At 61.7% G+C, this 26126-nt stretch carries 22 protein-coding genes; 8 read left to right on the forward strand and 14 right to left on the reverse strand.

The window, feature by feature from the left end; all coding sequences use genetic code 11:
- Positions 1-15: 15 nt before the first annotated feature.
- On the forward strand, positions 16-390 hold the full coding sequence (locus tag ACVCMJ_RS06470; protein ID WP_447080613.1) for a sensory rhodopsin transducer: 375 nt from the start codon (positions 16-18) through the stop codon (positions 388-390).
- Positions 391-464: 74 nt separating this feature from the next.
- Here the strand turns inward: ACVCMJ_RS06470 and ACVCMJ_RS06475 are convergent, their stop codons facing one another.
- From ACVCMJ_RS06475 to coxB, 5 genes are read right to left on the reverse strand one after another with little or no spacing between them, the layout of a single operon-like run.
- Complete coding sequence (locus tag ACVCMJ_RS06475) at positions 465-1820, reverse strand: c-type cytochrome (RefSeq protein WP_447080614.1); 1356 nt, start codon at positions 1818-1820, stop codon at positions 465-467.
- A 5-nt stretch (positions 1821-1825) separates the two neighbouring features.
- Positions 1826-2356, reverse strand: coding sequence for a hypothetical protein (locus tag ACVCMJ_RS06480; protein WP_447080615.1), 531 nt, complete (start codon positions 2354-2356; stop codon positions 1826-1828).
- A gap of 10 nt (positions 2357-2366) precedes the next feature.
- Positions 2367-2969 (reverse strand): cytochrome c oxidase subunit 3, encoded by a 603-nt coding sequence (locus ACVCMJ_RS06485; protein ID WP_447080616.1) that lies wholly within the window; start codon positions 2967-2969, stop codon positions 2367-2369.
- Complete coding sequence (gene ctaD / locus ACVCMJ_RS06490) at positions 2966-4954, reverse strand: cytochrome c oxidase subunit I (protein ID WP_447080617.1); 1989 nt, start codon at positions 4952-4954, stop codon at positions 2966-2968. The genes ACVCMJ_RS06485 and ctaD overlap by 4 nt, the downstream gene beginning before the upstream one ends.
- Positions 4955-4978: 24 nt before the next feature.
- Positions 4979-5917 carry a cytochrome c oxidase subunit II gene (gene coxB, locus ACVCMJ_RS06495; protein WP_447080618.1) on the reverse strand — a complete coding sequence of 313 codons (939 nt, stop codon included), beginning with the start codon at positions 5915-5917 and terminating at the stop codon, positions 4979-4981.
- A gap of 357 nt (positions 5918-6274) precedes the next feature.
- Here coxB and ACVCMJ_RS06500 point away from each other — a divergent pair, with 357 nt between their 5' ends.
- The 6 genes from ACVCMJ_RS06500 (at position 6275) to ACVCMJ_RS06525 (ending at position 13067) form a co-directional block, all read left to right on the forward strand.
- A complete protein-coding gene (locus ACVCMJ_RS06500) occupies positions 6275-8050 on the forward strand; it encodes a monovalent cation:proton antiporter-2 (CPA2) family protein (RefSeq protein ID WP_447080619.1) in 1776 nt (591 codons plus the stop codon).
- Positions 8051-8149: 99 nt separating this feature from the next.
- Positions 8150-9460, forward strand: coding sequence for an MFS transporter (locus ACVCMJ_RS06505; RefSeq protein WP_447080620.1), 1311 nt, complete (start codon positions 8150-8152; stop codon positions 9458-9460).
- 19 nt (positions 9461-9479) lie between these two features.
- Entirely contained in the window at positions 9480-10277 is a 798-nt protein-coding gene (locus tag ACVCMJ_RS06510) for an EcsC family protein (protein ID WP_447080621.1), read from the forward strand.
- Between the two features lie 37 nt (positions 10278-10314).
- Entirely contained in the window at positions 10315-10767 is a 453-nt protein-coding gene (locus tag ACVCMJ_RS06515; RefSeq protein ID WP_447080622.1) for a hypothetical protein, read from the forward strand.
- A 124-nt stretch (positions 10768-10891) separates the two neighbouring features.
- On the forward strand, positions 10892-12280 hold the full coding sequence (locus ACVCMJ_RS06520; protein ID WP_447080623.1) for an NAD(P)/FAD-dependent oxidoreductase: 1389 nt from the start codon (positions 10892-10894) through the stop codon (positions 12278-12280).
- Between the two features lie 346 nt (positions 12281-12626).
- Positions 12627-13067 carry a DUF2231 domain-containing protein gene (locus ACVCMJ_RS06525; RefSeq protein WP_447080624.1) on the forward strand — a complete coding sequence of 147 codons (441 nt, stop codon included), beginning with the start codon at positions 12627-12629 and terminating at the stop codon, positions 13065-13067.
- A gap of 75 nt (positions 13068-13142) precedes the next feature.
- On the opposite strand, the gene ACVCMJ_RS06530 is transcribed toward ACVCMJ_RS06525, so the two are convergent.
- From ACVCMJ_RS06530 to ACVCMJ_RS06570, 9 genes are all read right to left on the reverse strand, one after another.
- Complete coding sequence (locus ACVCMJ_RS06530; RefSeq protein ID WP_447080625.1) at positions 13143-14513, reverse strand: FAD-dependent oxidoreductase; 1371 nt, start codon at positions 14511-14513, stop codon at positions 13143-13145.
- 29 nt (positions 14514-14542) lie between these two features.
- Positions 14543-16204, reverse strand: a complete 1662-nt coding sequence (locus ACVCMJ_RS06535) for a hydantoinase B/oxoprolinase family protein (protein ID WP_447080626.1) — start codon at positions 16202-16204, stop codon at positions 14543-14545.
- Positions 16201-18231 (reverse strand): hydantoinase/oxoprolinase family protein, encoded by a 2031-nt coding sequence (locus ACVCMJ_RS06540; protein WP_447080627.1) that lies wholly within the window; start codon positions 18229-18231, stop codon positions 16201-16203. Before ACVCMJ_RS06540 ends, ACVCMJ_RS06535 begins: the two co-directional genes overlap by 4 nt.
- A 35-nt stretch (positions 18232-18266) precedes the next feature.
- Entirely contained in the window at positions 18267-19565 is a 1299-nt protein-coding gene (locus ACVCMJ_RS06545) for a TRAP transporter large permease (RefSeq protein WP_447080628.1), read from the reverse strand.
- Positions 19566-19578: 13 nt separating this feature from the next.
- A complete protein-coding gene (locus ACVCMJ_RS06550) occupies positions 19579-20088 on the reverse strand; it encodes a TRAP transporter small permease (RefSeq protein WP_447080629.1) in 510 nt (169 codons plus the stop codon).
- A gap of 230 nt (positions 20089-20318) precedes the next feature.
- Positions 20319-21290 (reverse strand): TRAP transporter substrate-binding protein, encoded by a 972-nt coding sequence (locus ACVCMJ_RS06555; protein WP_447080630.1) that lies wholly within the window; start codon positions 21288-21290, stop codon positions 20319-20321.
- Positions 21291-21408: 118 nt separating this feature from the next.
- Positions 21409-22881 carry an NAD-dependent succinate-semialdehyde dehydrogenase gene (locus ACVCMJ_RS06560; protein WP_447082752.1) on the reverse strand — a complete coding sequence of 491 codons (1473 nt, stop codon included), beginning with the start codon at positions 22879-22881 and terminating at the stop codon, positions 21409-21411.
- A gap of 2 nt (positions 22882-22883) precedes the next feature.
- On the reverse strand, positions 22884-24074 hold the full coding sequence (locus ACVCMJ_RS06565) for an iron-containing alcohol dehydrogenase (protein WP_447080632.1): 1191 nt from the start codon (positions 24072-24074) through the stop codon (positions 22884-22886).
- A 62-nt stretch (positions 24075-24136) separates the two neighbouring features.
- Positions 24137-25183, reverse strand: a complete 1047-nt coding sequence (locus tag ACVCMJ_RS06570) for an Ldh family oxidoreductase (protein WP_447080633.1) — start codon at positions 25181-25183, stop codon at positions 24137-24139.
- 157 nt (positions 25184-25340) lie between these two features.
- Here ACVCMJ_RS06570 and ACVCMJ_RS06575 point away from each other — a divergent pair, with 157 nt between their 5' ends.
- Positions 25341-26072 (forward strand): GntR family transcriptional regulator, encoded by a 732-nt coding sequence (locus ACVCMJ_RS06575; protein WP_447080634.1) that lies wholly within the window; start codon positions 25341-25343, stop codon positions 26070-26072.
- The last annotated feature ends 54 nt before the right edge of the window (positions 26073-26126 follow it).

Consider the following 26126-nt stretch of genomic DNA (forward strand, 5'->3'; position numbering starts at 1 on the left):
AAGAGGACGACCCTCATGACCATCGGAAAAATGCACTGGGCCATCGCGGAAGGCTACATACCGCCCGCCAGCACCGGCGGGGACGACCCGCGTTTCGTCAGCCACGAGACCGCCTGCCTGCTCAACACGAACGACGAGGACGTGCAGGTGGCGATCACGCTGTACTTCGAAGACCGCGAGCCGGTGGGCCCCTACCGGGTCAGCGTGCCGGCCCGCCGTACGCTCCACCTGCGTTTCAACGACCTGGCGGATCCCGAAACCGTCCCGCGCGATACCCCTTACTCCAGCGTGCTGGAGTCCACGAAGCCCATCGTGGTGCAACACACGCGGCTGGATTCTCGCCAGCCCGCGCTGGCGCTGCTCAGCACGATCGCCTACGGCAGCGACTGACGGGCGTTCTACTGCGCACATCGTCCCTGCATCGTGACGGCGCGCGCCGGCCCGCCGGGCGTCGCCCGGGCGGATCACGGTGCGAGCTGGCCGCGCAAGCCCGACACTTGGCGCGCAGTCACTGGCCGTGCCTGATTCCCCCACGCTGTGCGCACGAAGGTGAGCACCCGGGCGATTTCCGTATCGGTCAACTTGTCCGCGAAAGCCGGCATCTTGCGAGACTCGGGGCCTTCCTCGGTCTGTGCAGTGGCGCCGCCCTTCAGGACGAGCCGGATCAGCGAGGTGGCGTCGGGCGACAGCACGGCCGGATTCCCGGCCAGGGCCGGGAATTTATCCGGCTTGCCGCCCCCATCGGCCACATGGCATTTGACGCAAAATGACATGTAGAGGCCCGCGCCCGGCGGCTGCACCTGGCCGGCGGCGCGCCGATTGTCCATCACCAGCCGACCGCGCGAGGTAGCCGGCCGAAAATCGCCCGAGGCGCGTTGCGCGGGCAGACTCTTCAGGTAATGCGCGATCGCGCGCAGGTCGTCGTCGGTGTAGTGCTGGGTGCTCTTTTCAATCACCGGCACCATGCTGCCGAACGCGACGATATGCAGCGGTTTGCCGTGTCCGGTTTTCAGGAACTCGACAATATTTTGCTCGGACAGCCGGCCGAGCCCCGAACCCGGGTCACCGGTCAGGTTGGGCGCAAACCAGTTGTCATTGATGCCGCCCGTCAGGAAGGCGGCGGACGACTCGTCGTAGCCGCGTTCTTCGAAGGCCGGACCTCGGGGCGAATGGCAGGCGCCGCAGTGCCCCAGCGATTGAGCCAGATACGCGCCGCGAAGCCACTGCACGTCATGGTTGCCCGAAGGGGGCTGAAAGCGGCCATGCGGCACGAACGCCCAATCCCAGAACAGAATCCCCCAGCGCTGGTTGAAAGGAAACGCCAATTGGGTAGTGGGCGGACGGTGCCGCACAGGAGCCACGCCATGCATGAAGTACGCATACAAGGCGCGGATATCATCATCACTGGCCTTGGTGAAAGACGGATACGGCATGGCCGGGTACAGTCGCTTGCCGTCAGGCCTAACGCCATCGCGCACGGCTCGCTCGAAGTCGGCGTAGCTGTAGCGGCCAATGCCGGTCTGCGGATCGGGCGTGATGTTGGTGGTGTAGATGATGCCAAAGGGAGCATTCATGGGCTGGCCGCCCGCGAATGGCGGACTGCCGGGCTGCAGCGCCGTATGGCAGCCGGCACAGTCGCCCAGTCGAGCCACGTAGGCCCCGCGCGCCACCAAAGCCGGATCGGTGAAGTCGACCGAACCCGAATCATCCGACGGCAGCGCGTATGCCGGGATATTCAGCCAGGCCAGGCCGTACAGCGCGGCCGCCAGCGCCGACAAGGTCAGGGCGACATGCAAGGCGCGCCGAAGGAAGCGATTCATGTCGATCACCGCCATGGGCCGCAGGGCGATACCAGCCACACGGCAAGCCCCGCCGCCACGAGTCCGAACAGAAACAGCAGACTGAACAACAAGCCTGCCGTCGCCAGAAAATGCCGCCGCCCCGGCCGGGTATCCAGCACATGCCTGGGGCTGGACGGGACCGTGCGCGTGTGCCAGCAGTTCCACGCCGCAACCGCCACGCCCATCAGGCCGATCACCAAGGCCAGCACCGTGATCGCGTGGATCGACGGCATCAGCCATCGCGGCAGGGACGATGCCATCTCGTGCCGAAAACAGACCTGGGCCGTCAGCGTCTCGCCAAACTCCGTCAGCAGGAACCAGGCGGCGGCCGTACCGACCAGCCCGAACAGCATGGCCCACCCCCCCGGCCGCGACTCCCGGCGCCGACCGCTACGCGGATCGGCACGCCGAGAGGAAACTGCGGCAGGATCCCGGTACCGCTCGCTTCGGACGGCACCCCACCCGGATGGCCGACGATGGCGGGCGCGATCCGGATAAATCCCCGTGGCTGCCATGGTCACTCTCCTAGAAAAGAAAAGGTGTCACATACAGCGTCGTGAAAATGAAAATCCACACGACATCGACGAAATGCCAATACAGACTGCCGATCTTCAACGCCGCGCTGCGCCTTTCGTCGAAATAACCCATCGCGACCCATATCAGCAGCATGGACAGCACGACGAGCCCCACCAACACATGAAGGACATGGAAGCCGGTGATCGTGAAATACAGCGACCCATACTGGTGTGTGGCGATTCCATACGGATGGTTGTGCCATTCCCTGAGCTGGATCCCGACGAAGATCAGGCCGAGCAGGATGCCCGTTCCCATCGACGCCGCTGCCCAGCGGATCCTGCGGCGCCGCACCAGGCGTTCGCAGAGCCACACGAAAACGCTGCTGGACAGCAGCACGCCCGTGTTGAGCGCGCCGATGCCGAGCTTGGGCAGCCCCTCGGGCGGCCAGTGCTGCCCCGTCTGGGAGCCCAGATAGAAATAGGAAAAGATCAGATAACTGAACAAGGCGGCCTCGGTCGCGATCAGGGCCATCATGCCCCACCAGCCGCTGGATCGGGCCCCTGCACTGCCGACCGGGAAGGCGCGAAGATCGTAGTAATGCAGTTCGTTCATGGCGTCTCCCCCGCGTCCTGCACTGCCCGGGGTTCACGCTGGATCAGCAGGCGCTCGGGCCACAGCCATACCAGGATGGATATCCCGCATGCCACGACCATCAGCCCCGCGAAAATCCAGCCATGCAGCAACAAGGCCACGAACAGCATGGCGCTGGACAGCCCCAGCAGCAACGGGGCGAATGAGTCTTCGGGCATCCTCAGAATGATGTCGGGCCGCGCATCGAGCCAAGTCGTGCCCATCGCCTCGCGGCCGTGGTCCAGCACATAGCCCTCATCCACGGAGGAGCGAGGCAGATGCCCGAGGCGTTTCTCCCATAATGGATGGCGGCTCGCCACCAACGGCACGACGGCGAAGTTGTAGGGCGGCGGCGGCGACGAGATCGTCCATTCCAGCGACGCCGCATCCCAGGGGTTGTCGCCCGCCGGCTTGCCCCGCCGCAGGCTGACTGCCAGATCAACCAGGAAGATCAGGATCCCCAGGGCGAACACGAACGAACCCACGGAGGTGACCAGGTTCGGTGCCGCCCATCCCAGGCCGCTCGGGTAGGTATAGACGCGGCGCGGCATTCCCAGCAGGCCGGCAATGTGCATCGGAAAGAATCCCACGTTGAAGCCGATGAAAATCACCCAGAACGCCAGCTTGCCGAGCGACTCATTGGGCATCTTCCCGGTGACCTTGGGGAACCAGTAATACAGGCCTCCGAGCACTGGAAAGACATTGATGCCCAACAACACATAATGCAGATGGGCGACGACAAAATAGGTGCCGGTCAACTGCCAGTCGAGCGGCACGGCCGCCGTCATCACACCCGACACGCCGCCCACGACAAACATCAGGATGAAACTGGCGAAAAACAGGAAAGGCGCCCGGTACACCGGACGCCCGAGCCAGATGGTGGCGATCCAGGCAAATGTCGCCACCGCGCTGGGAATCGAGATGATCGTGCTGGTGGCTCCGAAGAACGACAGCGCCAGCGGCGCGATGCCGCTGGCAAACATATGGTGGATCCACACGACAAAGCCGACCGCCATCGTCGCCACGGTGGCCACCGCGACCGCCGTATAGCCGACCAGCGGGCGGCGGCAGAACGTCGGCAGCGCGTCCGAGACGATGCCCATCGCCGGCAGGACGACGACATAGACCCAGGGATGGCCGAACATCCAGAACAGATGCTGCCACAACATGGGCCGCTCCGCGCCGGCCACGTCGAAGAACTGGGTGCCGAACTGCCGATCGAGCCACAGCATCACGAACGCCAGGCTGACCGCCGGCACCACGAGCAGATTAGCCACCGAGGCCGTCACCGTTCCCCACACCAGGATCGGCACGCGGTTGATCGACATGCCAGGCGCGCGCATGCGCAGCAGCGTCACCACGAAATTGATGGAACCCACCGTCGTGGACACCCCCAGCAACACCATGCCGAGCGCGTAGACATCGATGTTCGGCCCTGGGTCATACGTCAGCCCCGACAGCGGCACGTAATTGAACCAGCCGGCATCCGGCGCCTGTCCCAGCGGAAAACTGGCATACAGGAAAATGCCCGCAAACAGAAACACCCAGTAGGACAAGGCGTTCAGGCGCGGGAACGCCATGTCGCGCGCACCCAGCACCAGCGGCCACAGATAATTGGAAAACCCCGACAGGATCGGCGAGGCATACAGGAAGATCATCGTGATGCCATGCATCGTGAAGAGCTCGCTGTATTGTTCGGGCGACACCACATGCAGGCCGGGTTGCGCCAGCTGCACCCGCATGATCAGCGCCTCGATGCCGCCCACCATCAGGAAAATGAACGCCGTGACGATATAACGCAGGCCGATGCGCTTGTGATCCACGGTGGCGAGCCAGCCGCGCCAACCCGAGCGGCCTTCCCATAATTCGCGCAACCTCTGTTCCCGCTCCGACCCCTGCGCGAGCCCGCCGATCTCGGGCTCACGGGTCAAATGCAGGTCCAGGGAATTCGGCGCGTCATGGGGCATGCGGGTCTCCTCGGGGCGCGGGCGCTAGTGCAGCGTCGCCAGATAGGCGCCCAGCGCCGCCGCCTCCCGCGGCTTCAGCGAGAAACTGGGCATGAGGGATTCGGGTTTGATCTTTTGCGCATGACGGACCCAATCCAGCAACTCTTCAGGCGTATTGGCCAGCGTGCCAGCGGCGATTCGCCGGCGCGAACCCAGATGCGTCAGATCCGGCCCGAAAGCACCCTGCGCCTCGGTGCCGCGTACCGTGTGGCAACCCGCGCAGCGTTCCATGAAAAATTTCCGGCCCGTGCGACCGGGAACGTCCGCAGGATCCTCGGCCGGCCGCAGCTGAGCGTCGCGCCAGGCCTCGAACTGCGCCGGCGCCTGCGCGATCACTTCAAATGCCATGTGGGCGTGCTGCGCGCCGCAGAAGGCGGCGCACTGGCCCCGATAGACGCCCGGCGCGTCCGCCTGGATCCACTGATGATTCACCTGGCCGGGTATCGCCTGCGTCTTGCCCGCCAGATGCGGCACCCAGAATGAATGGATGACGTCCACGCTCTGAAGTTCGATGCGGACGGGCACGCCCGTCGGGATATGGATCTCGTTGGCGGTGACGAAATACCGGCCCGGCTCCGAGGAGTCCTGATAGCGGGCCTCCCACCACCAGTCGTGGGCGGTCACGGTAATCGTCAAGGCCGGTGCGGACGACGGCCGGGCGACGGCTTCCAGCGTCATGAGCGTGTAGACCAGCGCCGCCAGCAATGCAACCACGGAGACGCCCACACTGACGTAGACGAATGTCATGCCGCCATGGTCGGGACCTACTGCATCGGACTCTGCCGGCGGCCGGTGCCTGAGCAGCGCCGCGGCCAGCATCACGGCAATGATGACGATGACCGCAACAGACAGCGCCGTGATGGCCCAGGCCAAGTGCATCGTCGGGACTGCGGCGGGCCCGGACGCCTGCGAAAAGTAGCCCATGGGCGTGGCGGCATCCGCGGACGCCGACCCAGCGAGCAGGCCCGCCGCTGCAAGCAGGCGCCAACCGATGATGGAGATCAGATCAGTCGTGACTCATGGCCTCCTGAATGGGTCCAATCACCCAGAACTGTGGGAGCGACGACGTCTGACACGCTGGCGCCCGCCCAGACTACCCTGTCATTGTGGGATAGGCACGCGTGCGTCGCAACGCGACGTGTGTATCCGCTTGCGTCAGGAGCGCACTTTCGCCTGACGCATCCCATTTTGCGGATGCAGAGCCGCACTCTTTTGTTGTAGCCTTGATTGCGGCTCCATGGCCGCCCTTCCGCATAGAAAAGAAGCAGAGAGCCGCCGCCCATGACCTTCCTGCCCCAGGTTCTCATTTTCCTTATTGCCGCCTGCGTGGCGGTGCCTCTGTCGCGCAAGTCGGGATTCGGTTCTGTCCTCGGCTATCTGATTGCCGGCGTTCTGATCGGGCCGTGGGGATTGCGGCTCATCACCGGGGTGGGTGCACTGCTGAGCTTTTCGCAGATCGGCGTCGTGCTCCTGATGTTCATCATCGGGCTGGAACTGCAGCCGTCCCGCTTGTGGGCACTGCGGCGCACCGTGTTTGGCGTAGGGGCGCTGCAGGTGGCGGCGACGACCGTCTTGTTGGTGCTGGCCGCCCGTGCGCTCCGCGTGGCCTGGGTGCCGGCCCTCATCGCGGGATTCGGGCTTTCGCTCTCCTCCACCGCCTTCGTCCTGCAAATGCTGGCCGAGAAAAAGCAGCTCACCACCCATCACGGCCGTGCGGCGTTCGGCACGCTGCTGTTCCAGGATATCGCCGCCATACCGGTGCTCGCCCTGCTCAAGGTATTCTCGGGCGGCGGGGGTGGCGAGCCCGGCACCAGCCTTGCATCGGCGCTGCTGATCGTCGCGACTGCCGTGGCGCTGCTGTTCCTGGGCGGCCGATACGTGGTGCGCTGGGCGTTCAGTTTCATCATGCGCTTCGGCACCCCGGAGATTTTCACCGCCATGGCGCTGTTGATCGTCATCGGCGCGAGCCTCGCCGCCGAACGCCTGGGGCTCTCCATGGGGCTGGGCGCATTCGTGGCCGGCATGTTGCTGGCCGACTCGCAGTACCGACACGAGTTCGAAGCCGACATCGAACCGTTCAAAGGGGTGCTGCTGGGTTTGTTCTTCGTGGCCGTGGGCATGTCGGTGAACCTGGGTTTGCTCGCCGCCATTCCGCTGCGGGTGCTGGGCGTCACGGCGGGGTTCCTGGTGGTGAAGGCGCTGGTGCTCTACGGAGCGGCCCGCCTCTTTAACCTGCCGGCGCCGGCGCCGCGCCACTTCGCCGCGGTGCTGGCACTGGGGGGCGAGTTCGCCTTCGTGATCTTCGCCACGGCGGCGGCGTATCACATGCTCCCCCGGCACACCGCCGACCTGCTCAATCTGGCCGTGACGCTCTCCATGGTGGCGACGCCATTCCTCGTGATGGTCAACGAGAAGGTGCTGGACGTTCGCGCGGCCCGCCACGCGCCGCCTGAATTCGATGTCATCACCGACAAGGGCACGGAAGTCGTCATCGCCGGCTTTGGACGATTCGGGCAGATCGTGGGGCGCGTGCTCGCCATGCAGAACATCGCGTTCACGGCGCTGGACGCGGATCTGGATGAAGTCAACACGATTCGCCGCTTCGGCAACAAGGTCTACTTCGGCGACGCCACGCGGCTCGACCTGCTGCGCGCCGCGCATGTGGCCGCGGCGAGGATCTTCGTGCTGGCCATCGATGACGTGCAGGACTCGGTCCATGTGGCGACCCTTGTACGCAATCATTTTCCAGGCGTGCAGATCTACGCGCGTGCCCGCAACCGGCATCATGCTCACCTGCTGCGCGAACTGGGCGTGAAGCTCAGCGTGCGGGAGACGCTGTACTCGAGCCTGGAACTGACCAAGAATGTGCTGGAGGGACTGGGCCAGCCCGCTCATGAGACGCGAGACGCGCTCGAGCGCTTCCGACGCTACGATCACGAGTTGCTGGATCGACAGTACGCGGTTTTTCACGACGAGAAGCAGTTGCTGCAAACCACGCGGCAAGTGGCCGAGGAGCTCGAACAGTTGCTGTCCGAGGACGCGCGCAAGGGACGTTGAGCCAAAAACGGTGCCCGATCAGCGTTGCAGGCGTCCTCCCGATCTGGTTTATGCTGCGAAAGGGCGGATTTCCGCGCATCAAAAAATGCCACCTCTCATATGAGTTCGAACATCCCGACTTCCACGGCTCCTGAAGCAGGCAGCCAGCCATCGGCCCATGCCGTGCGCCGACCGTCCCACCACACCCACTACGCCGTGATCGCGGGCGTCAGCGTCGGCCACATGATGAACGACATCATGCAGTCGCTGATCGTCACCGTCTACCCACTGCTCAGTGCGCAGTTCCATCTGAGCTACGTCCAGATCGGGCTCATCACGCTGACCTTCCAGATGACGGCATCGCTGCTGCAGCCCGTCGTGGGCATGGTGACGGATCGATATCCGCTGCCGTACGCGACCCTGGTCGGCATGTGCTTCACCCTGACGGGTGTGATTCTTCTGTCGGCGGCCCCCAACTACACGTTACTGCTGCTCGCCGTCGCGCTGATCGGCTGCGGCTCTTCCATCTTCCATCCGCAATCGGCGCAAGTCGCCCGCACGGCCGCCGGCGGACGCTTCGGCCTGGCCCAGTCGCTCTTCCAGATTGGCGGCAACACGGGGCAAGCCCTGGGCCCGATCGTGGCCGGTGCCCTCGTGCTGCAGTACGGCCTGCAGGGGCGTGCGCGCATTACCTGGTTCGCACTTGCGGCCCTGATCGGAATCGTGATCCTGCTGCAGGTCAGCCGCTGGTATGCGCATCATCTCAACCTGCGCCAGTCCAAGCGGAGACACGGGACACGCCGCTACTCCAAGCCGGTCGTGCGCCGCACGATCGGCGTGCTGTTCGTCCTGATGGTGTCCAAATTCTTCTACCTTGCGAGCATCAATAGCTACTACGAGTTCTTCCTCATCCACCGCTTCGGGTTGTCCGACCACAATGCCGCGTATCTGCTGGGGGTATTTCTCCTGGCGGTCGCCGGTGGCACGCTGATCGGCGGCCCGCTGGGCGACCGTATCGGCCGCAAGTGGGTCATCTGGTTCTCGATTCTCGGCTGCGCGCCTTTCACGCTGATGCTGCCTTACGTGGGGCTGGGCTGGACTGTCGCGCTCAGTGTCGTCATCGGTCTGGTGCTGGCGTCCGCGTATCCGGCCATCATCGTATACGCCCAGGACATGCTCACTCACCGAATCGGGATGATCTCGGGCCTGTTCTACGGATTCAGCTTCGGCCTCGGCGGACTCGGCGCCGCACTGTTCGGGGCGGTGGCCGATCGCTACGGCATTGATTTCGTCTATCAAATCAGCTCGTTTCTACCGCTGATCGGGCTGCTGGCGGTGTTCCTGCCGGACGTACGTCCACCGACCGGCGAAGAAGCGAATGCAGAGTCGGCCGGCACAGCACCATTGATGAACTCGTCGGCGCACGCCTGAGGATAGATCGGCGGGAGATATGGACACGCCCTTGGACAGCACTGATCTGAACGACCTGCGCACGGCGCGCCATCTGCTTGAAAACCCAGGCCTCGCGGCGCGCATGACCAACCTGATCGGAACGCCCATCGAAAAGGGGCTCGACATGCTCCCCGCAGGCTGGTCGGCGCGAATCGGAGATCTGACGCGAACGGCGCTCGGCAAGGCGACAGAAGCCGCGATCTTCACGCTGGACGACGCCCCCGGCAGCAAAAGCGCCGATCGTTGGCATAAATGGGGAGCCGCCATCACCGGCGGTGTCGGAGGATTCTTCGGTATTGCGGGGCTCGCCGTCGAACTGCCGATCTCCACCACGCTGATGATGCGTTCCATCGCGGCCATCGCTCGCAGCGAAGGTGAATCCCTGCAAGATGCCGGCACACGCCAGGCGTGCCTTTCCGTCTTCGCGCTGGGCGGCCAATCCACCAGCGACAACGCCGCGGAAAGCGGTTACTACGCCGCGCGCGTGGCGCTGGTCCAGGCGGTCGCTCAAGCCGCCGACTACCTGGCTGCACAAGCGGCGGTCGATAGTGCGACCGCTCCCGCAATCGCCCGGCTGATTTCAGCCGTGGCTGACCGCTTTGGCATCCAGGTGACCGAGAAGCTCGCCGCCCAGGCGATTCCCGCATTAGGTGCCGCTGGAGGCGCCCTGGTCAACACGCTGTTCATCGACCACTTCCAGGATATGGCGCGCGGCCATTTCACCGTGCGCCGTCTGGAGCGGAAATACGGCGAGCAGGCGGTCCATGCGGCCTATCTCGCGCTGGGAGCCGAATGAAATGCCGGGATCTTCGGCGAGGAATCGCATCAGAACAGTGAAGCTCAACACCGCTATTTCTGTAGTCTTTGCGGCGGCCTCGCTGTTTGCGGTATCCGCCGAAGCGCGCGACACAAGCTGCGTCCTCACCAACGGCAGGACGCTCGCCCTGACCCGCCTCGACACCCGCCCCACCTACACCTATGGTCAGGCCGACAAGATCGAAATGACCCTTTCCGGCCCAGCTTCCGGAAGCCAGGTTTACAAGGCCGAACCGATGTTCTCCGGCGGCGGGGCCATCTACGTGCGCTTCACCCATGGTGCATACAGCTACGTCGCCTACAGCGGTATCGGCAGAGGATGGAATTTTGAGGGCCTACTCGTGTATAAAGGCCGAAAACCGGTGATGCACAAGGCGTGCAAGGAGGCCGGGAAGCTCCTTGCCGGCGTGAGCATGAGCGATATCAACGCACAGGAAGATGCCGCGGGAGATTTTGTCGGCCCACCGTGACAGTAAGTTCCGATGGCGCCCTGCGGCATGCGGCGTGCTGTGCGATGCTTCTGTAGAGCCGCAGCGAGGGGCTCGGAGGGCGCCACCGGCTCAGGCGTGGCTCCCCGCACAAGGAGCAACAGGAATGAGGCAGCATGCGCACCGGGTCGTCATCGTTGGCGGCGGAGCCGGCGGGTTGGAACTGGCGGCCCGCCTGGGACACCGATTCGGTCCCGAAAACGTTATCCTGATCGACAAGGTGGACAGTCATATCTGGAAGCCGTCGCTGCACGAGGTGGCCGCCGGCACCTTGGACGTCCACCGCGAAGCGCTGTCGTATTTCACGGTGGCACGCGACTGCGGATTCACCTTCCTGCATGGGTCGATTCGGGGCATAGACCGCGACACAAGACACGCCCTGCTGGCGCCCGTGCATGAGGCTGGCGGAGAACAGATTTTCCCGGCGCGCACCGTACCCTACGATACCCTGGTGTTGGCAATCGGCAGCAAGTCCAATTTCTTCGGTACGCCGGGCGCATCCCAATATGCCTTTGCGCTCGATTCCACCGCCGATGCAGAACACTTTCGTCAAAACATATTGCGGGCCCTTGCGCTGCTCAACGGGAGAAGGATCGCAAAACAGGTCGACGCGCGCGCCGGCACACCGGAGGGTGTCGACGCCGCCCGGGATGCGGCCGCTGATGACCACACTGCCGTACGGCAGAACGACGCACTGAATATTGCCATCGTGGGCGGCGGAGCGACCGGCGTCGAGCTTGCGGCAGAGCTCGTCGATTCGCTGGCAGGCCTCGCGTATTACGGAATGGAAGATCTGCACCCTGCCCGCGACGTGGCGATCACCGTGCTCGAGGGTGGGGACCGCATCCTGGCCGCCCTACCGGAAAAGGTGTCATCCAAGGCGCAACAGCTATTGCTCGAACGCGGCATCATCGTGAAGACGTCGGTAAGAGTGGCCGCCGTCCACGCGGACTGCCTCGAGGACAGCGAGGGACACCGCTACCCGGCCGATTTGTGCGTGTGGGCGGCCGGGATAGAAGCGCCGTCCATTTTGTCGGAACTGGGCCTGGAGGCCAACCGGCGCCACCAAATCGTGGTGGACGAACGATTGCAGGCAAGCGATCCTCATATTCTTGCATTCGGCGATTGCGCCCAAGCACCTTGGGCGGGCCAAAACCAGTCGCTACCGGCCAAGGCCCAGGTAGCCAGCCAGCAGGCTGCGTATCTCTATGACACGTTGCAGGCGCGCATCAAGGGACATCCCCCGGGGACAACGCCATTTCGTTTCCGCGACCACGGCTCACTGGTCTCGATAGGGCGCTCGGACGGGCTGGGCAGCCTGATGGGCGTGTTATTCGATAAACGCTGGTTCGTCGAAGGTCTCTTGGCCCGCCTCATGTACATGAGCTTGCATCTCAGGCACCACCTGGTAGTGTTAGGGGTGGTACGGACCGGCGCGATCGCCCTCGGGCGGCTATTGCTCAACCGCGGCAACCCGCGTGTGAAGCTGCATTGAGGGACGCGTATCGGTCGGAACTAACGACCGGCCGCCTCTTTCTTCTGCCGCTTGAGTTCCTTTTTCTCCTTCGGAGTCCGTGTGGGTTCCTTTTTCTGAGACTTTTTGGCGTCCTGACTTTTGCTCATGTTTCCCCCGGCGTGACCGCTTGATAGACCATAAACTTTGCAATCACTGTATATCACGGATTCGGCGACCGGGGCCGCAGGCACGAGTTTTGCTGCCGAAATGATGTAACGGAGCAAGTACGGGCTGGGCGGAGTGGATTGCGGGCCCGTCACGACGAGCGGGCGCAACATGACAACAAGCCCCGACCCGCGTCGTCTATGGCGAAGAGGAACATCCCATGCGCACCCCTGCGAGCATTGCCCAACATCCCATCCACCCAATGCTGGTGGTTTTCCCGATCGGCTTGTGGATTTTCTCGCTCATCTGCGACGTGATCAGCACATGGGCCAGCACGCCCGCGACGTGGCAGACGGTAGCGTTCTATACCATGGTGGGCGGAACGGTCGGCGCGTTGTGTGCCGCCATCCCGGGGCTCGTGGATCTCGTCTCGCTCAAAGCCGTCCCCTCGGTTCAGAAGCTTGCGGTAGCCCACATGGTCATCAACCTCGTCGCCGTGGTCCTCTATATCATCAATATCTGGATCCGAAGCGGCCACCCCACGAGCATGAAGGCGCCTCTCACCTTGTCCATCGTCGGCGTCGTGCTGATTGCCGTATCCGGCTGGATCGGAGGCCAGATGGTGCATGTTCATGGCGTCGGCGTGAGTACGCGCGAATAGCCGCGAAAGTGATATCACATCCGGGCCGGGCGAGAGTGACATCCATGTGAACGCCATCGCCCAGCCCCTCGCCACCTAAACAAGTTCGGGCGTAAGGATGGCGCCCTGGCGCTCCAGTTGATTCTGCAGCGCCCCGATTGGCACGGAACGGATATCATTGTCCGCCTGGCTCAGGCTCAGTGCCGCGCCAAGCCCAGCGGCCTCTCCCATCGCGAAACATATACCCCCCGCACGAGCCGACGATTGCGCCAGATGGGTGGCCGAGAGGTTACGGCCCGCCACCAGGAGATTATCGAAGCCCTTCACCAGAAGGGTTCCCCAGGACAGACCATAATATTCGCCATCCGGAAGGAATTCCCAATGGGTGCCCTGTCCCCTGCCATGGACCTCCAGAGGCCAGCTGGTGCAGGCGATACGATCGTCGGGCTTGCGGCAACCGCGCACATCTTCTTCCGTCAGGACACTATCTCCCCCAATCATCCGTGTCTCGCGAATGCCGAGTTTGGCACCGATATCCACCACTCGCGCATGCTCAAAACCTGGCACGTACTTACGAAACACCTCTTCATATAGCCATATCTGCCGGCGTCCTTCACGCTCGGCTTCACTCAGCTGTCCCGGATCGACCAAATTGAACGGGGAGCCATCTGCCGCCCCGAGTTTCGTGACATTCAAATGGACCAGGCCAGGAACTGGATTGACGTGAAACCCGACGGCCGTTCGCGGCAGCACGTAGCCATCCGCTACGGCCTGTTCAAGTCGCTCCCGAATCAGGGGGCGCGTCAATCGCTCCGCTTGCTGCTGATCCACATTGGCCAGCCGGAACATTGCCGAACCGTACTGAGTCTCGCCATGATCGCCCAGGGCAAATGCCGCACCAGCCCTGACCGCCACATCCCCATCTCCCGAACAATCGATGACGACCTTCGGCACAATGGCGCCCCGACCGCCCTTGTTCTCTATCAGCACTGCGCGCACACGACCGTCATCAGCCTGGACATCGACGGCAAACGTGTTCAGCAGCACCTTGACGCCATGGGCTTGCAGCAACTCATCCGCTACCAGGCGCAGGACAACCGCATCATAGGGAACACCGATGATCTTGCCATGGCGCCGTGGCGCCAGCAACGCCTCACGGTGCCTGAGACGATCCTCCAGATCCAGATAGAGGCCCCCGACGGTACGTCCAAGCCTTTCATCGTCGATGATTGCGTGGGTTCCGCAAAATCCGCCCAAGGTGGTCAGCGCCAGTGTTCCACCGCAACTTCCATGGGAATCGATCAGCAAGGTGTCGGCTCCGGCACGCGCCGCGGCGCACGCCGCCATCATCCCGGCGGCACCCGCCCCCACGACCAGAACATCAGGTCGAGCCCGCACCGGCACATCACGTGCTGCCTCGTGTATCGTATTTTTCATGTCACCCTTCCAGTCAAACCACCGATTCATCAACTTGAGCCCTGCACGCGTCGAACCCGTCAGAACCCCGCCCCATAAACCTCGTTCGCCGACTGCGTTGACAGCAGGCCCTCTCGGACGTCAGCCCGAACACTTTCCTTGTCGCGCTCATTCGGCACCCCATAGCCAGCGCCGCCACCCAGGAAAATTTCGACGACGTCACCCTTGCGGAGCTCAAATGAATCCTTGGAGCCGATGCGGATGCGCTGCTCGCCGCGATGAATCTGGCAGTATCCGGGCACGCCATGCGTCCCGCCCATCAGGCCATTCGGTCGCAGGCGGAAGCGATCCGAGTAGATCGCGAGCTTGACCCCGTCCTTCAGAATTTTGTAGTGTCGACTGAATCCCGCCCCACCCCGGAATCGTCCATGCCCAAAGGACTCCGATTCAAGCTGATAGGCCGAGACCCTGAAATAGTCATATTCCATGTCCATCACTTCAATCGGCGTGTTGGAGCAATTCGAGAGCGGCGAATCGACGGCATCACATCCGTCATGAACGGCAGAAGCGCCGTAACCGCCGCCCAGCACCTCCAGGCTCACCCTGAACTTCCTGTTTTCCTGCGTCGACAGGCAAATCGCCGTCGTGGTATCGAAACCTTGCGCAATCACACGATCGGGCACGGCGGCGCTCAAGGCCCGCATGATCGCGCCAAATGCACGGTAGCTGCCTTCGAGACGGGCGCGCACCGGCATCGGGAATTGCGGGTTGAGAATGCTGCCAAGTGGCGCCGAAATGTGGATCGGACGGTTCACGCCCTCATTGAACGGAATTTCCGAACTGGTCACGATGGATTTGATGCAACTCAGTACCGCCGCATAAGTGGACGACAGCGGGACGTTCACGTTGCGGGGAACCTGCGCACAGGTTCCCTCGAAATCCACATACACGTCCTCACCCTTGACTTCGACCTTGACCTTGATTTCCAGGGGTTCATCAGTCACGCCATCATCGTCGATTGCATCTTCTCCGTAATACACGCCGTCCGGTATCTGTGAAATGGCGGAACGCATGCGTCGCTCGGTATAGTTGATGAATTCATCCATGACCTCGCAAACGGATTCCGCACCGTATTTCTCACAGAGCTGCCGGATACGGGTAACCCCGACAGCATTGGCCGCGTGCTGTGCGTTGAAATCTCCAAGCGTGAGGTCCGGGACACGCACATTCGCCATCAGCAGACGCTCGAAAGGGCCACCATTCCAGTCTCGATCGATGTTGTAGCGCGACGGGGGTATGCGCAGGCCTTCCTGAAAAATATCAGTGGCCTCACTGTCCAGCCCCGCGCTCCCCCCGCCAAGATCCAGGTGATGCGCCACGCTGGCGCTGAAACCAACGACTTGCCCCTCGAAAAATATGGGCGTGTAAATAAAGACATCCGGAAGATGCTGGCCGCCGTTATACGGATCATTGCTGATCAGAAAATCTCCTTCCTGCAAGGTGTCAGCGGGAAAGAGATCGAGGCAGGGCTGGATGGTCCTCCCGATTGGCCCCAGCTGTATGGGTATCAGGTCCGCCTGCGCGATGACGCGTCCGGAGCTGTCCAGCAGCGCGGCCCCACCGTCCCTTGCCTCCCTCAATATGGTCGAATATGCCGACCGAACCAGCTTGGCTCCCATCTCGCTGGCGACCGCATGCATCGCCTGACTGATTATTGCGTAATCAATGGGTGAGACTTTCATGTCTGGTCCTTCCCGAGAATCAGATTTTCATTCGAATCAATACGGCCGCTCCAGCCGGGTCCGATCGCAATGGATGCGGTTTCCCCGTAGATGATGGCGGGACCACATATCTCCTGATCCTGCGTGAGCGCGCCATCCGCGATGCGCCTGCATTCGATCCACCTGCCACCCAGATAAAGCTCGGCGGAGGGCAGTTCCCGCTCATGGCCCCTGCCCCGGGAGATCCGCGGAAATTCGACCAGTTCCTTGCGGCACTCGAGGCGCATGCAAATGACCTCTACCGATCGACTTGAATGCTCACCGTGGAAAAAGGTGCGCTGGTGCTTGTCAATGAAGCGGCTCCTGATCTCGTTCTCGTCCATCTCGCGCACAACGGCATCATCAAACTCGACCGTCACTTCAAACGCCTGTCCCACGAAACGCATGTCGATGCCATAGGTCCATCGATACGGACCACCCACCCCCATCTCCCGCATCTGCCCTTCCAGGTCATCGCGCAATGCATGAAAATCGGCGCGCACGAGGTCGGGCGTGCTGGCATTCAGGCCCAGGCGATGCGTCAAGCTGCCGTGCTTGACGTAGTCGGAAGCGAGGAGGCCGAATGCCGAGATCACGCCCGGATTCGGCGGGATGATCACTTTTTGCACCCCCAGGTCTTCCGCGATGCTGGTCGCATGCAGTGCGCCAGCCCCCCCGAACGGGACGATCACGTAATCCCGCGGATCGCGTCCCCTCTCCGTCGAGACGAGTTGAATGGCCCGCACGATATTCGCATTCGCCAATCGAACGGCGCTTTCCGCCGTATCTTCGACCGACAGGTTCAAGCGCCGGGCGATGGGTTCAAATGCCGCATGAGCGGCATGCCTGTTCATCTTTATCTGCCCGGCAAGCAAAGTATCCGGATGGATGGAGCCGCAGATGACATGCGCATCCGTGATCGTCGGGTGCTCACCACCCTTGCCATAGCAGGCGGGCCCCGGAACGGCGCCGGCACTGCGAGGCCCGACTCGCAGCATGCCGCCATCATCGAGCCAGATGATGCTGCCGCCCCCGGCGCCCACCGTGACGATATCCAATATCGGCGTACGAATGGGCAATCCGTCTATCTGGGTCTCCGTCGTCAGCTCCGGCTTCGAATCGACCACCAGCGACACGTCGGTACTGGTGCCGCCCATGTCGAAAGTGATCAGATCGCGGAACCCCGAGTGGGCCACCTGTCTCGCCGCTCCCACCACGCCTGCCGCCGGCCCGGATAGCAAGGCGGCGATGGCGTTCTTTGTCATCATCCCTGCTGGCAAGAGGCCGCCGTTCGATTGCATGACCGTGAAGCGCCCGGAAAAGTCTTGCGCGCGCAACCGTTCCTGAAACCGGGAGAGATAGCCCGCCACCACCGGCTGGACATATGCGGACATTACCGTGGTCGATGCCCGCTCATATTCCCGGAACTCCCGCACGACGTCGCTGGAGCAGGTGACCGTCAACGTCGGCATGCGAGATCGGATCGCCCGCGCCAAGGCCTGTTCATGCACCGGATTGATATATGCGTTCAGCAGGCAGATGGCCACTGCGTCGACCTTCCACTCGCCGATCATTCCAGCCAATTCCAAGGCCGCGGCATCAACGTCCAGGGGCGTTTCGATGCTGCCATCCGCCAGTATCCGCTCTCGAATCTCCAGGCAAAACTCGCGTTTGACGAGAGGCGCCGGCTTTTGATATTGGAGGTTATAGATATTCCGCCTATCATGTCGCTGCAGGTGCAGCAGATCACGAAACCCACGTGTCGTCACGAAAGCCACAGAGGCTCCCTTGCGCTCAAGCACCGCATTGGTGGCCACCGTCGAGCCGTGAGCAAAATCCGCAATCTCGGCCGCAACCAATCCCGCCTTTTCCAGCGCGTGGAACGCCCCTATCTCCGGCGCTGCCGTGCTGGGCACCTTCGTGATTTTGACGCGACCCTCTTCTATGGCGACGAGGTCAGTAAACGTGCCTCCAACTTCCACCCCAACTCTCATGTTCCTTCCACCCAAAAATGACGTTCCATAATCCAGTATGCGAGAAAAATTCAGCCTTTCATATGCATGGGCAACCAGGTAACCAATCCCGGAACGAAATAGACGAGCAAAACAGCAGTTACCAGCAGAAGAAACATCGGCAGTGCGGCATGCGCTATCCATAATATCTGCTTGCCCGTCATTCCCTGCAGGACAAACAGGTTGAAGCCCACGGGCGGCGTAATCTGCGACATCTCGACCGTGAGCGTCAGAAAGATGCCAAACCAGACGAGATCAATGCCGGCAAGCTGGACCGTCGGCAAAATCACGCCCATCGTCAAGACGATGACCGAGACACCATCCAGAAAGCACCCCAATATGATGTAGAACACCAGGAGGGCCAGAATCAGATTGAAATTGGAGAGGCCGAGAGAGCCTATCCATTCCGCCAATTGCCGGGGCAACCCCATGTATCCCATGGCAAGGGTCAAGAAAGCGGCGCCGGCCAGAATCAGCGCGATCATGCAATACAGCCGGACGGCGCCCAGCACCCCGTCCAAAAATACGCGCCAGGTCAACATGCGCTGGCTCGCCGTCAGCAGCAGGGACCCCACCACGCCGATCGCGGCGGCTTCAGTCGCCGTGGCGATGCCGGTATAGATCGTCACCAGGACCCCTCCGATGAGCAGCACCACCGGAATCAGGCTCCGCGAAGCCGCTATCCGCTCCATGAACCGATATTTCCTCAGAGGACTTGGAACCTGATCCTTGTGGAATAGTGCCCAGAAGACGATGTACCCCATGAACAGAAGTGCCAGAACGATGCCGGGAAGGATGCCGCCGATGAAAAGCTTGGCAATCGATACGTTCGCGGTGACGCCGTACACGATCATGATGATGGACGGGGGAATCAACAAGCCGAGCGTTCCCGCGCCAGCCAGCGTGCCGATTGCCATATGATCCGGATAGCCGCGACGCTTGAGTTCCGGAAGTGACATTTTTCCTATCGTCGCGCACGTTGCGGCGGACGATCCGGAGACCGCCGCAAAGATCGTGCAGCCGACGATCTGGGTGTGCAGCAGGCGCCCCGGCAGGAACTCCAGCCAAGGTGCCAGCCCGCTGAACATATCCTTGGAAAGACGCGATCGGAACAGGATCTCCCCCATCCAGATAAACAGCGGCAGCGCTGTCAGCGTCCACGCCGAAGATGTCCCCCATATGGTGATGGCCATGGCGCTGCCCACCTCGCGCGAAGTGAACAGCTCCATCGCAATCCAGCCGACACCGATCAGTGCAAGCCCGATCCAGACGCCCGATGCCAGCAATGCGAACAGGGCCACGATCAGCGCCGATATCGTCAGTACTTCCATGATGGGTCCTTGGTTACTCGCTGAAGTTCAGGTCTGACCGCTGTGGCTGCCAATGACGATCAAAGAGGACGCCGCATAGTCTGTCCGTCAATGCCACCGCGAGGACGACACTTCCCAACGCCATGGCAATTTGAGGTATCCACAGCGGCATCTCGTCCATCCCTTGCGAGATGTCATTCAGCTCGTAGGAGGTCCAGGCGAGATGGATCGAGAACCCGGCGAGCAGCCACGCGATGACCGTCCCCAGCAGGTGGCAGAGCGCCTCCAGCACACGCAATTTTCTGGAAGTCAGGCGTTCCAGTATCAGGGATACGCGTATATGCTCTCCCTTCACGAAAGTGTGTGCCAGAGAAAGAAAAAACGTGGCCGCCATGCAGAATCCGGCATAAGAGTCCGTACCCGGTAACTGAAAATCCATCACGCGTCCCAGCACGCCGGCCAGGACCATCGCCAGGGTGCCAACCATGAATATCGCAGCCAACCATCCCGTGGCCATGTAGATTCCATCCAGAATGTTTCTCATAGGTTCGACTCAATATAGGCGGTCAGGTCCATCGCTCTCTTGCGAGGAGGCACGGAGGGGCAGGTTCACGTCATGAGGCAAACTCGCCAGATTCAATCAGTAGGGCGAAAGCTTTTTACGCCAAACGAAGTCGGGGGAGATGAAAGTCGGCTCGATTCAGGACGCGCATAGCGATCTCGCCCATCATCATCTCCCCGGTCCGGATACCGCCAGGCAACGTTTTGAATGCCTTATTTCGCCCGATAAGCCTCGATGATGGCTTTGCCCTCAGCACCAGTTTTCTCCAGCCACTCATTCAACATGGTGTGGCCTATCTTCTTCAGATCGGCCTCCAACTGGGGCGTGGGCGTCTCAACGGACATGCCATTGGCACTCAGCTGTCCGAGATACCATTGGTTCTTCTCCTCGCTTACCTGCCATCCACGCTTCTGAGCCTTGGCGGCCGCATCGAGAAGCGCCTTCTTCATACCGTCGTCAAGCGCGTCGAAGGCTTTGTTGTTCACGATGACGAAATTCTTCGGCATGGATATGTTGCTGTTGTAGAAATACTTCACCTGTTCCCACACCTTGCTGTCATAGCCCGCCGCACTCGAGGTCATGAACGCCTCCACCGCCCCTGTAGCCAGGGCCTGCGACAATTCAGCGGCCTGTATCGTCACCGGCTGGGCATGCAGCAATTCCGCCATGCGCCCGCTCACGGAGTTATATGCGCGCCATTTCATGCCGCGCAGGTCCGCGCCTGAACTGATCGTCTTGACGCTGTATATTCCATTCAGAGGCCAAGGGACCGAAAACAAAAGCTTCATTCGCTGCTTGGCAAACAGTTTATCCAGCACGGGCTGCGCAACATCGTTCAGCTTGCGGGCTTCGCCGTAATTGGCGGCAACAAAGGGTATGGTATCCAGTCCGTAGATCGCATTTTCGTTATTGAAATTGGCCAGATAGATCTCGCCGATTTCGGCTTGGCCGGTCTGCACCGCTCGCTTGATCTCGGTGGCCTTGTACAGAGAAGCGCTATCATGGACAGTAATCTTGAACTGACCGTTGGTCGCCTCGTCGACGTCACGAGCAAACTGCTTGATATTCTGTGTATGAAAATTGTCCCCTGAATATGCCGTCGGCATGTCCCAGTGAACCTGGGCAACCGCGGGCGCTCCGATCAGGAGCAGGGCGCTCAACATTCCTCTTCCCAGCTTTTTCATGACGTCTCTCCTTGGTGGTTGATATATACGTGGCTTTTAATTTCAACTGCTCGGCTCGAGGCAGGCATTTTGTGCGACCGCTCGTCACCCAAGAGCCGGTACAAAACGAATTCCGTTCTCAGGTTCCCCAGCTTGTCGCGATATATTTCGGCTCCAGGAACTCCAATATCCCGTGTTGCGCCCCCTCGCGGCCGAGTCCACTTTGCTTGACACCGCCAAACGGTGCCGCGGGATCCGATACCAGGCCGCGATTCAGGGCCACCATCCCTGCTTCCAAAGCGGTGGAAACCCGTAGGCCGCGGCTCAGGTCCCGTGTATACAGGTAAGCCACCAGGCCATATTCCGTATCATTGGCCAGAGTGACCGCCTCTTCCTCGTCGTCGAACACATAAATCGGCGCCACTGGTCCAAAAATCTCCTCATGGAACATTTTTACAGTCGTCGGAACGCGATCCAGAACCGTGGGCGGGTAGTACAGTCCACCCCCCTGTTTCAGTTGCCCGCCACAGCGGACACGTGCACCGCATGCCTTGGCATCGTCCACCAGCTCTTGCACTTTCTGGACCGCGTCGGCATTGATCATCGCTCCGCAATCGGTCTCTTCGCTGATGCCTGGTCCGAGCTTGAGGGCTGACATCGCCTCCACCAGCAGATTCGTGAAATCTTCGGCCACGGACCTGTGGACCAGGAATCGATTGGCTGCCGTACAGGCCTCGCCGCCGTTGCGCATCTTCGCCACCATGGCGCCCTGGATCGCCTGCGTCAGGTCAGCATCCTCGAAAACCAGGAACGGCGCGTTGCCACCCAATTCCATGGAGCTGCTGATCACCTGATTCGCCGCCTCACGCAACAGGGTGCGGCCGACTTCGGTCGATCCGGTAAACGACAATTTGCGGACTCTCGGGTCTTTCAGGACGGTATCGACCACCTCACCCGTTTTCGAGGTTGTCACGACATTGACGACCCCGTCCGGCACTCCCGCCTCTGCCAGGATTCTTGCCACTGCGTAGGCAGTCAAGGGTGTCGCTGTTGCGGGCTTCAGGATGCAGGTGCAACCGGCCGCGAGCGCTGGCGCGATCTTGCGCGTGGCCATCGCAGCCGGGAAATTCCAGGGGGTGACGAGTAACGACACGCCGATGGGTTGATACTGAACCAGAATCTGGTTATTTCCCGAAGGGGCATTGCCCAGGTCTCCTTTGATTCTCACCCCCTCTTCCGAGAACCAGCGGAAAAATTCCGCGGCATAGGCCACCTCGCCTCGTGCATCCTTCAGTGCCTTGCCATTTTCCAGTGATATCAGTCGGGCCAACGCATCCGTATCGCGAATGATCAGCTCATGACACTTGCGCAGAATCTCGCAACGCTCGCGGGCCGGTCTGGACGCCCACGCCCGCCCCGCCGAGAACGCGGCATCCACCGCGGAGATGGCATCCCGGGCATCCGCATCGGCAACGGACCCGATCCGATTTCCCGTTGCAGGGTCGACGACATCGATCCGCCCCTGGCGGGAACCCTTGCGCCATTGGCCACCAATGAACAAATCGGGATTCATTTCAATGACCATGGAAAATCGTTCTTTCTGCGCTGACATATTCAAGCTCCCTCCATCGACGCATCCAGGATCGAGCGGATCGCCGGCACATCAAGTTTCCGCGGATTGTTGTCGACCAACCGGATCGCGAGCGCCGCCTGCTCCGCGATCGCGTCAAGGTCGTCTGATTTCACGCCGAGATCCTTGAGGCTTCGCGGAATATCGATGCGCTCCAGCAGGGTGCGTATGGCCGAAATCATCTTTCGGGCAGCGTCTTCGGCACCGTGTTCGGCGGAAATCCCCATGGCATTCGCAATATCCGCATAAACCTCGACCGAAGCGGGCAGATTGAAGTCCATGGTGTAGGGAAGAAGCACGCCAATCCCCAGCCCATGCGGTGTATGCGTCAGGGCGCCCACGGGATACTGGATGGCGTGTGCCGCACAAGTGCCGCCCGTGCTGAAGGACATGCCCGCGTACGTGGACCCCAGCATCATGGCGCTGCGCGCATCCAGGTCCGACCCATCCTCCACCGCCCGAGCCAGATTTTCGGTGATCAGCCTGATCGCGTGGAGGGCGTAGTGATCACTCAGCGTGTTCTTGCCGACGAAAACACGCTCCATGACCATTTCAGGATCAGGTTCTCGCCGGATGGCCGAGATGGATTCGATCGCATGTGACAAAGCGTCAACCCCGGTGATTGCCGTCAGCCCCTTGGGGCAGCTCAAGGTCAGTTCCGGATCGCAAATTGCCACGGTCGGAATGAGCTCAGGGCTGGAAATCCCCACCTTGACGGCCCGTTCGGGATCGGCCAACACAGCGACCGGTGTCACTTCGGACCCAGTGCCCGACGTCGTCGGCATGGCGATCACCGGCTTGATCGGGCCCGGCACCTTGAACTCGCCGTAGTATTGGGAAGCCGGTTCGGGATGGGTCATCAGCAAGCTGACGACCTTTGCGAGATCCATACAGCTGCCACCCCCCAAGCCGACCAACACATCAGCATCGAAGTCGCGATAACGTGACACGCAATCGCGGATTCCCTCCAGCGGCAGCTCCGCCTCCGTGCCGTCGAAAACGCGAGCCGTCACGCCGTGCGCGGCGAGATTGTCCACCAGCTCGCCCACCACTGGCAGCTGCCCCAGGCGGCTGTCCGTGCAAATCAGGGCGCGGCGGCCCAGCGATGCAGCCACACGGCCCAAGGCGGCCCGCTGCCCCGCCCCAAATATCACGCGCCCCGGAAGGCGAGTCACCCCGTACCGATATCTCATCATTAAGCCTCAGCAGTAAGCCTCACCATGCAGCGGCGGTCGCACTAGGCGCTCGCCATCTGTTCGATCCGTGCCCATACCCCACCATCCACTTCTATCTCGTCCCGCTCATGAAGCCCCCGCGTCTCGCATCCTCGATCACCGGGCACACGAACCGGACGTTCATGATCTGTCGCTGGAGACGCGCGCAGCGCCTCCAGATAGTGATCAATCAACGTCGATGTATGGGATCCGGGTTTCATGACGATGAGGACATCGCCCTTGTTGCACGGCCGGGTGCTGTCCAAGGTGCCGACGACATCCGTGCCGATGGCGCTGCCCGCCAAGGCCGTCACCAGCAGCTCGAAGCCCAGCCCCAGCCCATATCCCTTCGCGCCGCCAAAGGGCGCGATCGCACCGCCCTTTGCCACTTCGGCGTCGGTGGTGGGTCGGCCATCCGCACCCACCGCCCACCCGGGCGGAATCGGCAGGCCACGGTTGGCATGATCATGAATCTTCCCCATGGGCACCAGGCTGGTGGCCATGTCAAGGATGAAAGCGTGGGGCTGGGCCGGTATCCCGATCGAGATCGGATTCGTCCCCAACATGGCCCGGCTGCCACCCCATGGGTGGACCAACGCTTCGCTGACGGTGAGGGCGATCAGTATCAGGCCTCGATCGGTCACCTGTTTCGCGTACCAGGCAAGCATGCCCAGATGCTCGGAATCACGCACCGCGGCCATCGCCACCCCTGTCGTGGGGACCCGTTCATACAGCGCATTCAGCGCGTGACAGGCGACGACAGGCCCCAGTCCGTGGCGGCCATCGACTTCGTACAGCGCCCCCCCTTTCCAGGAGCCCAGCCCTGTCGTGACCGGGTCACATACGCCGTTGCGAACCCGCTCGATGACTCTCGGCAGGCGGAGCAAACCGTGTGAACGCACCCCGCGCAGTTCCGCGTCCAGCAAGAGTGCCAGCTGCATCTCTGCATGGTCGGCCGGCACACCCGCAGCGTGCAGGGCGGACCGGCCCCGCTGCGTGATCTCCCCGATCGATAGTCTGACGGTGCTCGCCCCCATCAACCACGCCCCTTCATCAAGATCAAAAAACACGATTCACAAAATCGTATATGATTCGATCAGGGTCAGCAAGCGCTATATACGATCCTAGGGAAAACGATAGGATCCAGTACTCCCAGACCCCCTGGGCCACCTATAATCCACCTTGTGCCGCTCCTCTATCAGGAAGCAGCCCCCTTCTTCCAGTGACATGACACTCAAATCTCGCACCATGAACATAGCGGGCGACAAGCAGGATGAGCATCACAGCAAGAGATCCCTGAGTGATGACGTTTACGAAACGCTCATTTCACAGCTGGTATCGCTGGAACTTCCCCCGGGCAGCCGACTGACCGTCGACACGCTCGCCCGAAATTTCGGCGTATCCCAAACGCCGGTCCGGGCCGCGCTCATTCGTCTGCAAACGGAGGGGCTCATTGCGGGAAAACACAATGCGGGATTCTGGGTTGCTCCGATCCCGACCGAGAAATATTTCGGCGAAACCTACCTGGTCCGTGAGCTCCTGGAACCGGAAGCCGCTGCCCTGGCGGCCGAAAACGCGCGAGCGGAGGACGTGCGCAAGCTGCGCCGCCTGTGCGACGAGATGGAAAATCTGGTCTACGAAGATACCCGGAAGAACTACGGGCGCTTCGCAATTCTCGATGACGCCTTCCATGCCACCATCATCGAGATCGGCGACAACGAGATCATGCGGCACATCCTGGAAGGACTGCATGCTCATATGCATCTGTTCCGGCTGCGCTACCACGCCTCTGTCGCTGAAGATGCCATCGACGAGCACAAAGAAATCGTCCATGGCATACAAGATCGAGACGCCGCGGCGGCACGCGCGGCCATGAGGGCCCACATCATTGCTTCACGCGACCGCATGATGCCCTTCTATCACGAGATCGCAATAGCGAATGGGGCCGCTGCGAACTGACACGCCGACTCGTGTTCCTCCCCGAGGCTCAGGCCGCCAGTGACGCGCAGTCGA

The organism is Castellaniella sp. UC4447_H14 (assembly GCF_052978285.1).

Bases quoted from the DNA above. Each gene is read 5' to 3' on its own strand.
- ACVCMJ_RS06470 (WP_447080613.1), top strand. From the start codon at position 16: ATGACCATCGGAAAAATGCACTGGGCCATCGCGGAAGGCTACATACCG.
- ACVCMJ_RS06475 (WP_447080614.1), bottom strand. From the start codon at position 1,820: ATGAATCGCTTCCTTCGGCGCGCCTTGCATGTCGCCCTGACCTTGTCG.
- ACVCMJ_RS06480 (WP_447080615.1), bottom strand. From the start codon at position 2,356: ATGGCAGCCACGGGGATTTATCCGGATCGCGCCCGCCATCGTCGGCCA.
- ACVCMJ_RS06485 (WP_447080616.1), bottom strand. From the start codon at position 2,969: ATGAACGAACTGCATTACTACGATCTTCGCGCCTTCCCGGTCGGCAGT.
- ctaD (WP_447080617.1), bottom strand. From the start codon at position 4,954: ATGCCCCATGACGCGCCGAATTCCCTGGACCTGCATTTGACCCGTGAG.
- coxB (WP_447080618.1), bottom strand. From the start codon at position 5,917: ATGGGCTACTTTTCGCAGGCGTCCGGGCCCGCCGCAGTCCCGACGATG.
- ACVCMJ_RS06500 (WP_447080619.1), top strand. From the start codon at position 6,275: ATGACCTTCCTGCCCCAGGTTCTCATTTTCCTTATTGCCGCCTGCGTG.
- ACVCMJ_RS06505 (WP_447080620.1), top strand. From the start codon at position 8,150: ATGAGTTCGAACATCCCGACTTCCACGGCTCCTGAAGCAGGCAGCCAG.
- ACVCMJ_RS06510 (WP_447080621.1), top strand. From the start codon at position 9,480: ATGGACACGCCCTTGGACAGCACTGATCTGAACGACCTGCGCACGGCG.
- ACVCMJ_RS06520 (WP_447080623.1), top strand. From the start codon at position 10,892: ATGAGGCAGCATGCGCACCGGGTCGTCATCGTTGGCGGCGGAGCCGGC.
- ACVCMJ_RS06525 (WP_447080624.1), top strand. From the start codon at position 12,627: ATGCGCACCCCTGCGAGCATTGCCCAACATCCCATCCACCCAATGCTG.
- ACVCMJ_RS06530 (WP_447080625.1), bottom strand. From the start codon at position 14,513: ATGAATCGGTGGTTTGACTGGAAGGGTGACATGAAAAATACGATACAC.
- ACVCMJ_RS06535 (WP_447080626.1), bottom strand. From the start codon at position 16,204: ATGAAAGTCTCACCCATTGATTACGCAATAATCAGTCAGGCGATGCAT.
- ACVCMJ_RS06545 (WP_447080628.1), bottom strand. From the start codon at position 19,565: ATGGAAGTACTGACGATATCGGCGCTGATCGTGGCCCTGTTCGCATTG.
- ACVCMJ_RS06550 (WP_447080629.1), bottom strand. From the start codon at position 20,088: ATGAGAAACATTCTGGATGGAATCTACATGGCCACGGGATGGTTGGCT.
- ACVCMJ_RS06555 (WP_447080630.1), bottom strand. From the start codon at position 21,290: ATGAAAAAGCTGGGAAGAGGAATGTTGAGCGCCCTGCTCCTGATCGGA.
- ACVCMJ_RS06560 (WP_447082752.1), bottom strand. From the start codon at position 22,881: ATGTCAGCGCAGAAAGAACGATTTTCCATGGTCATTGAAATGAATCCC.
- ACVCMJ_RS06575 (WP_447080634.1), top strand. From the start codon at position 25,341: ATGACACTCAAATCTCGCACCATGAACATAGCGGGCGACAAGCAGGAT.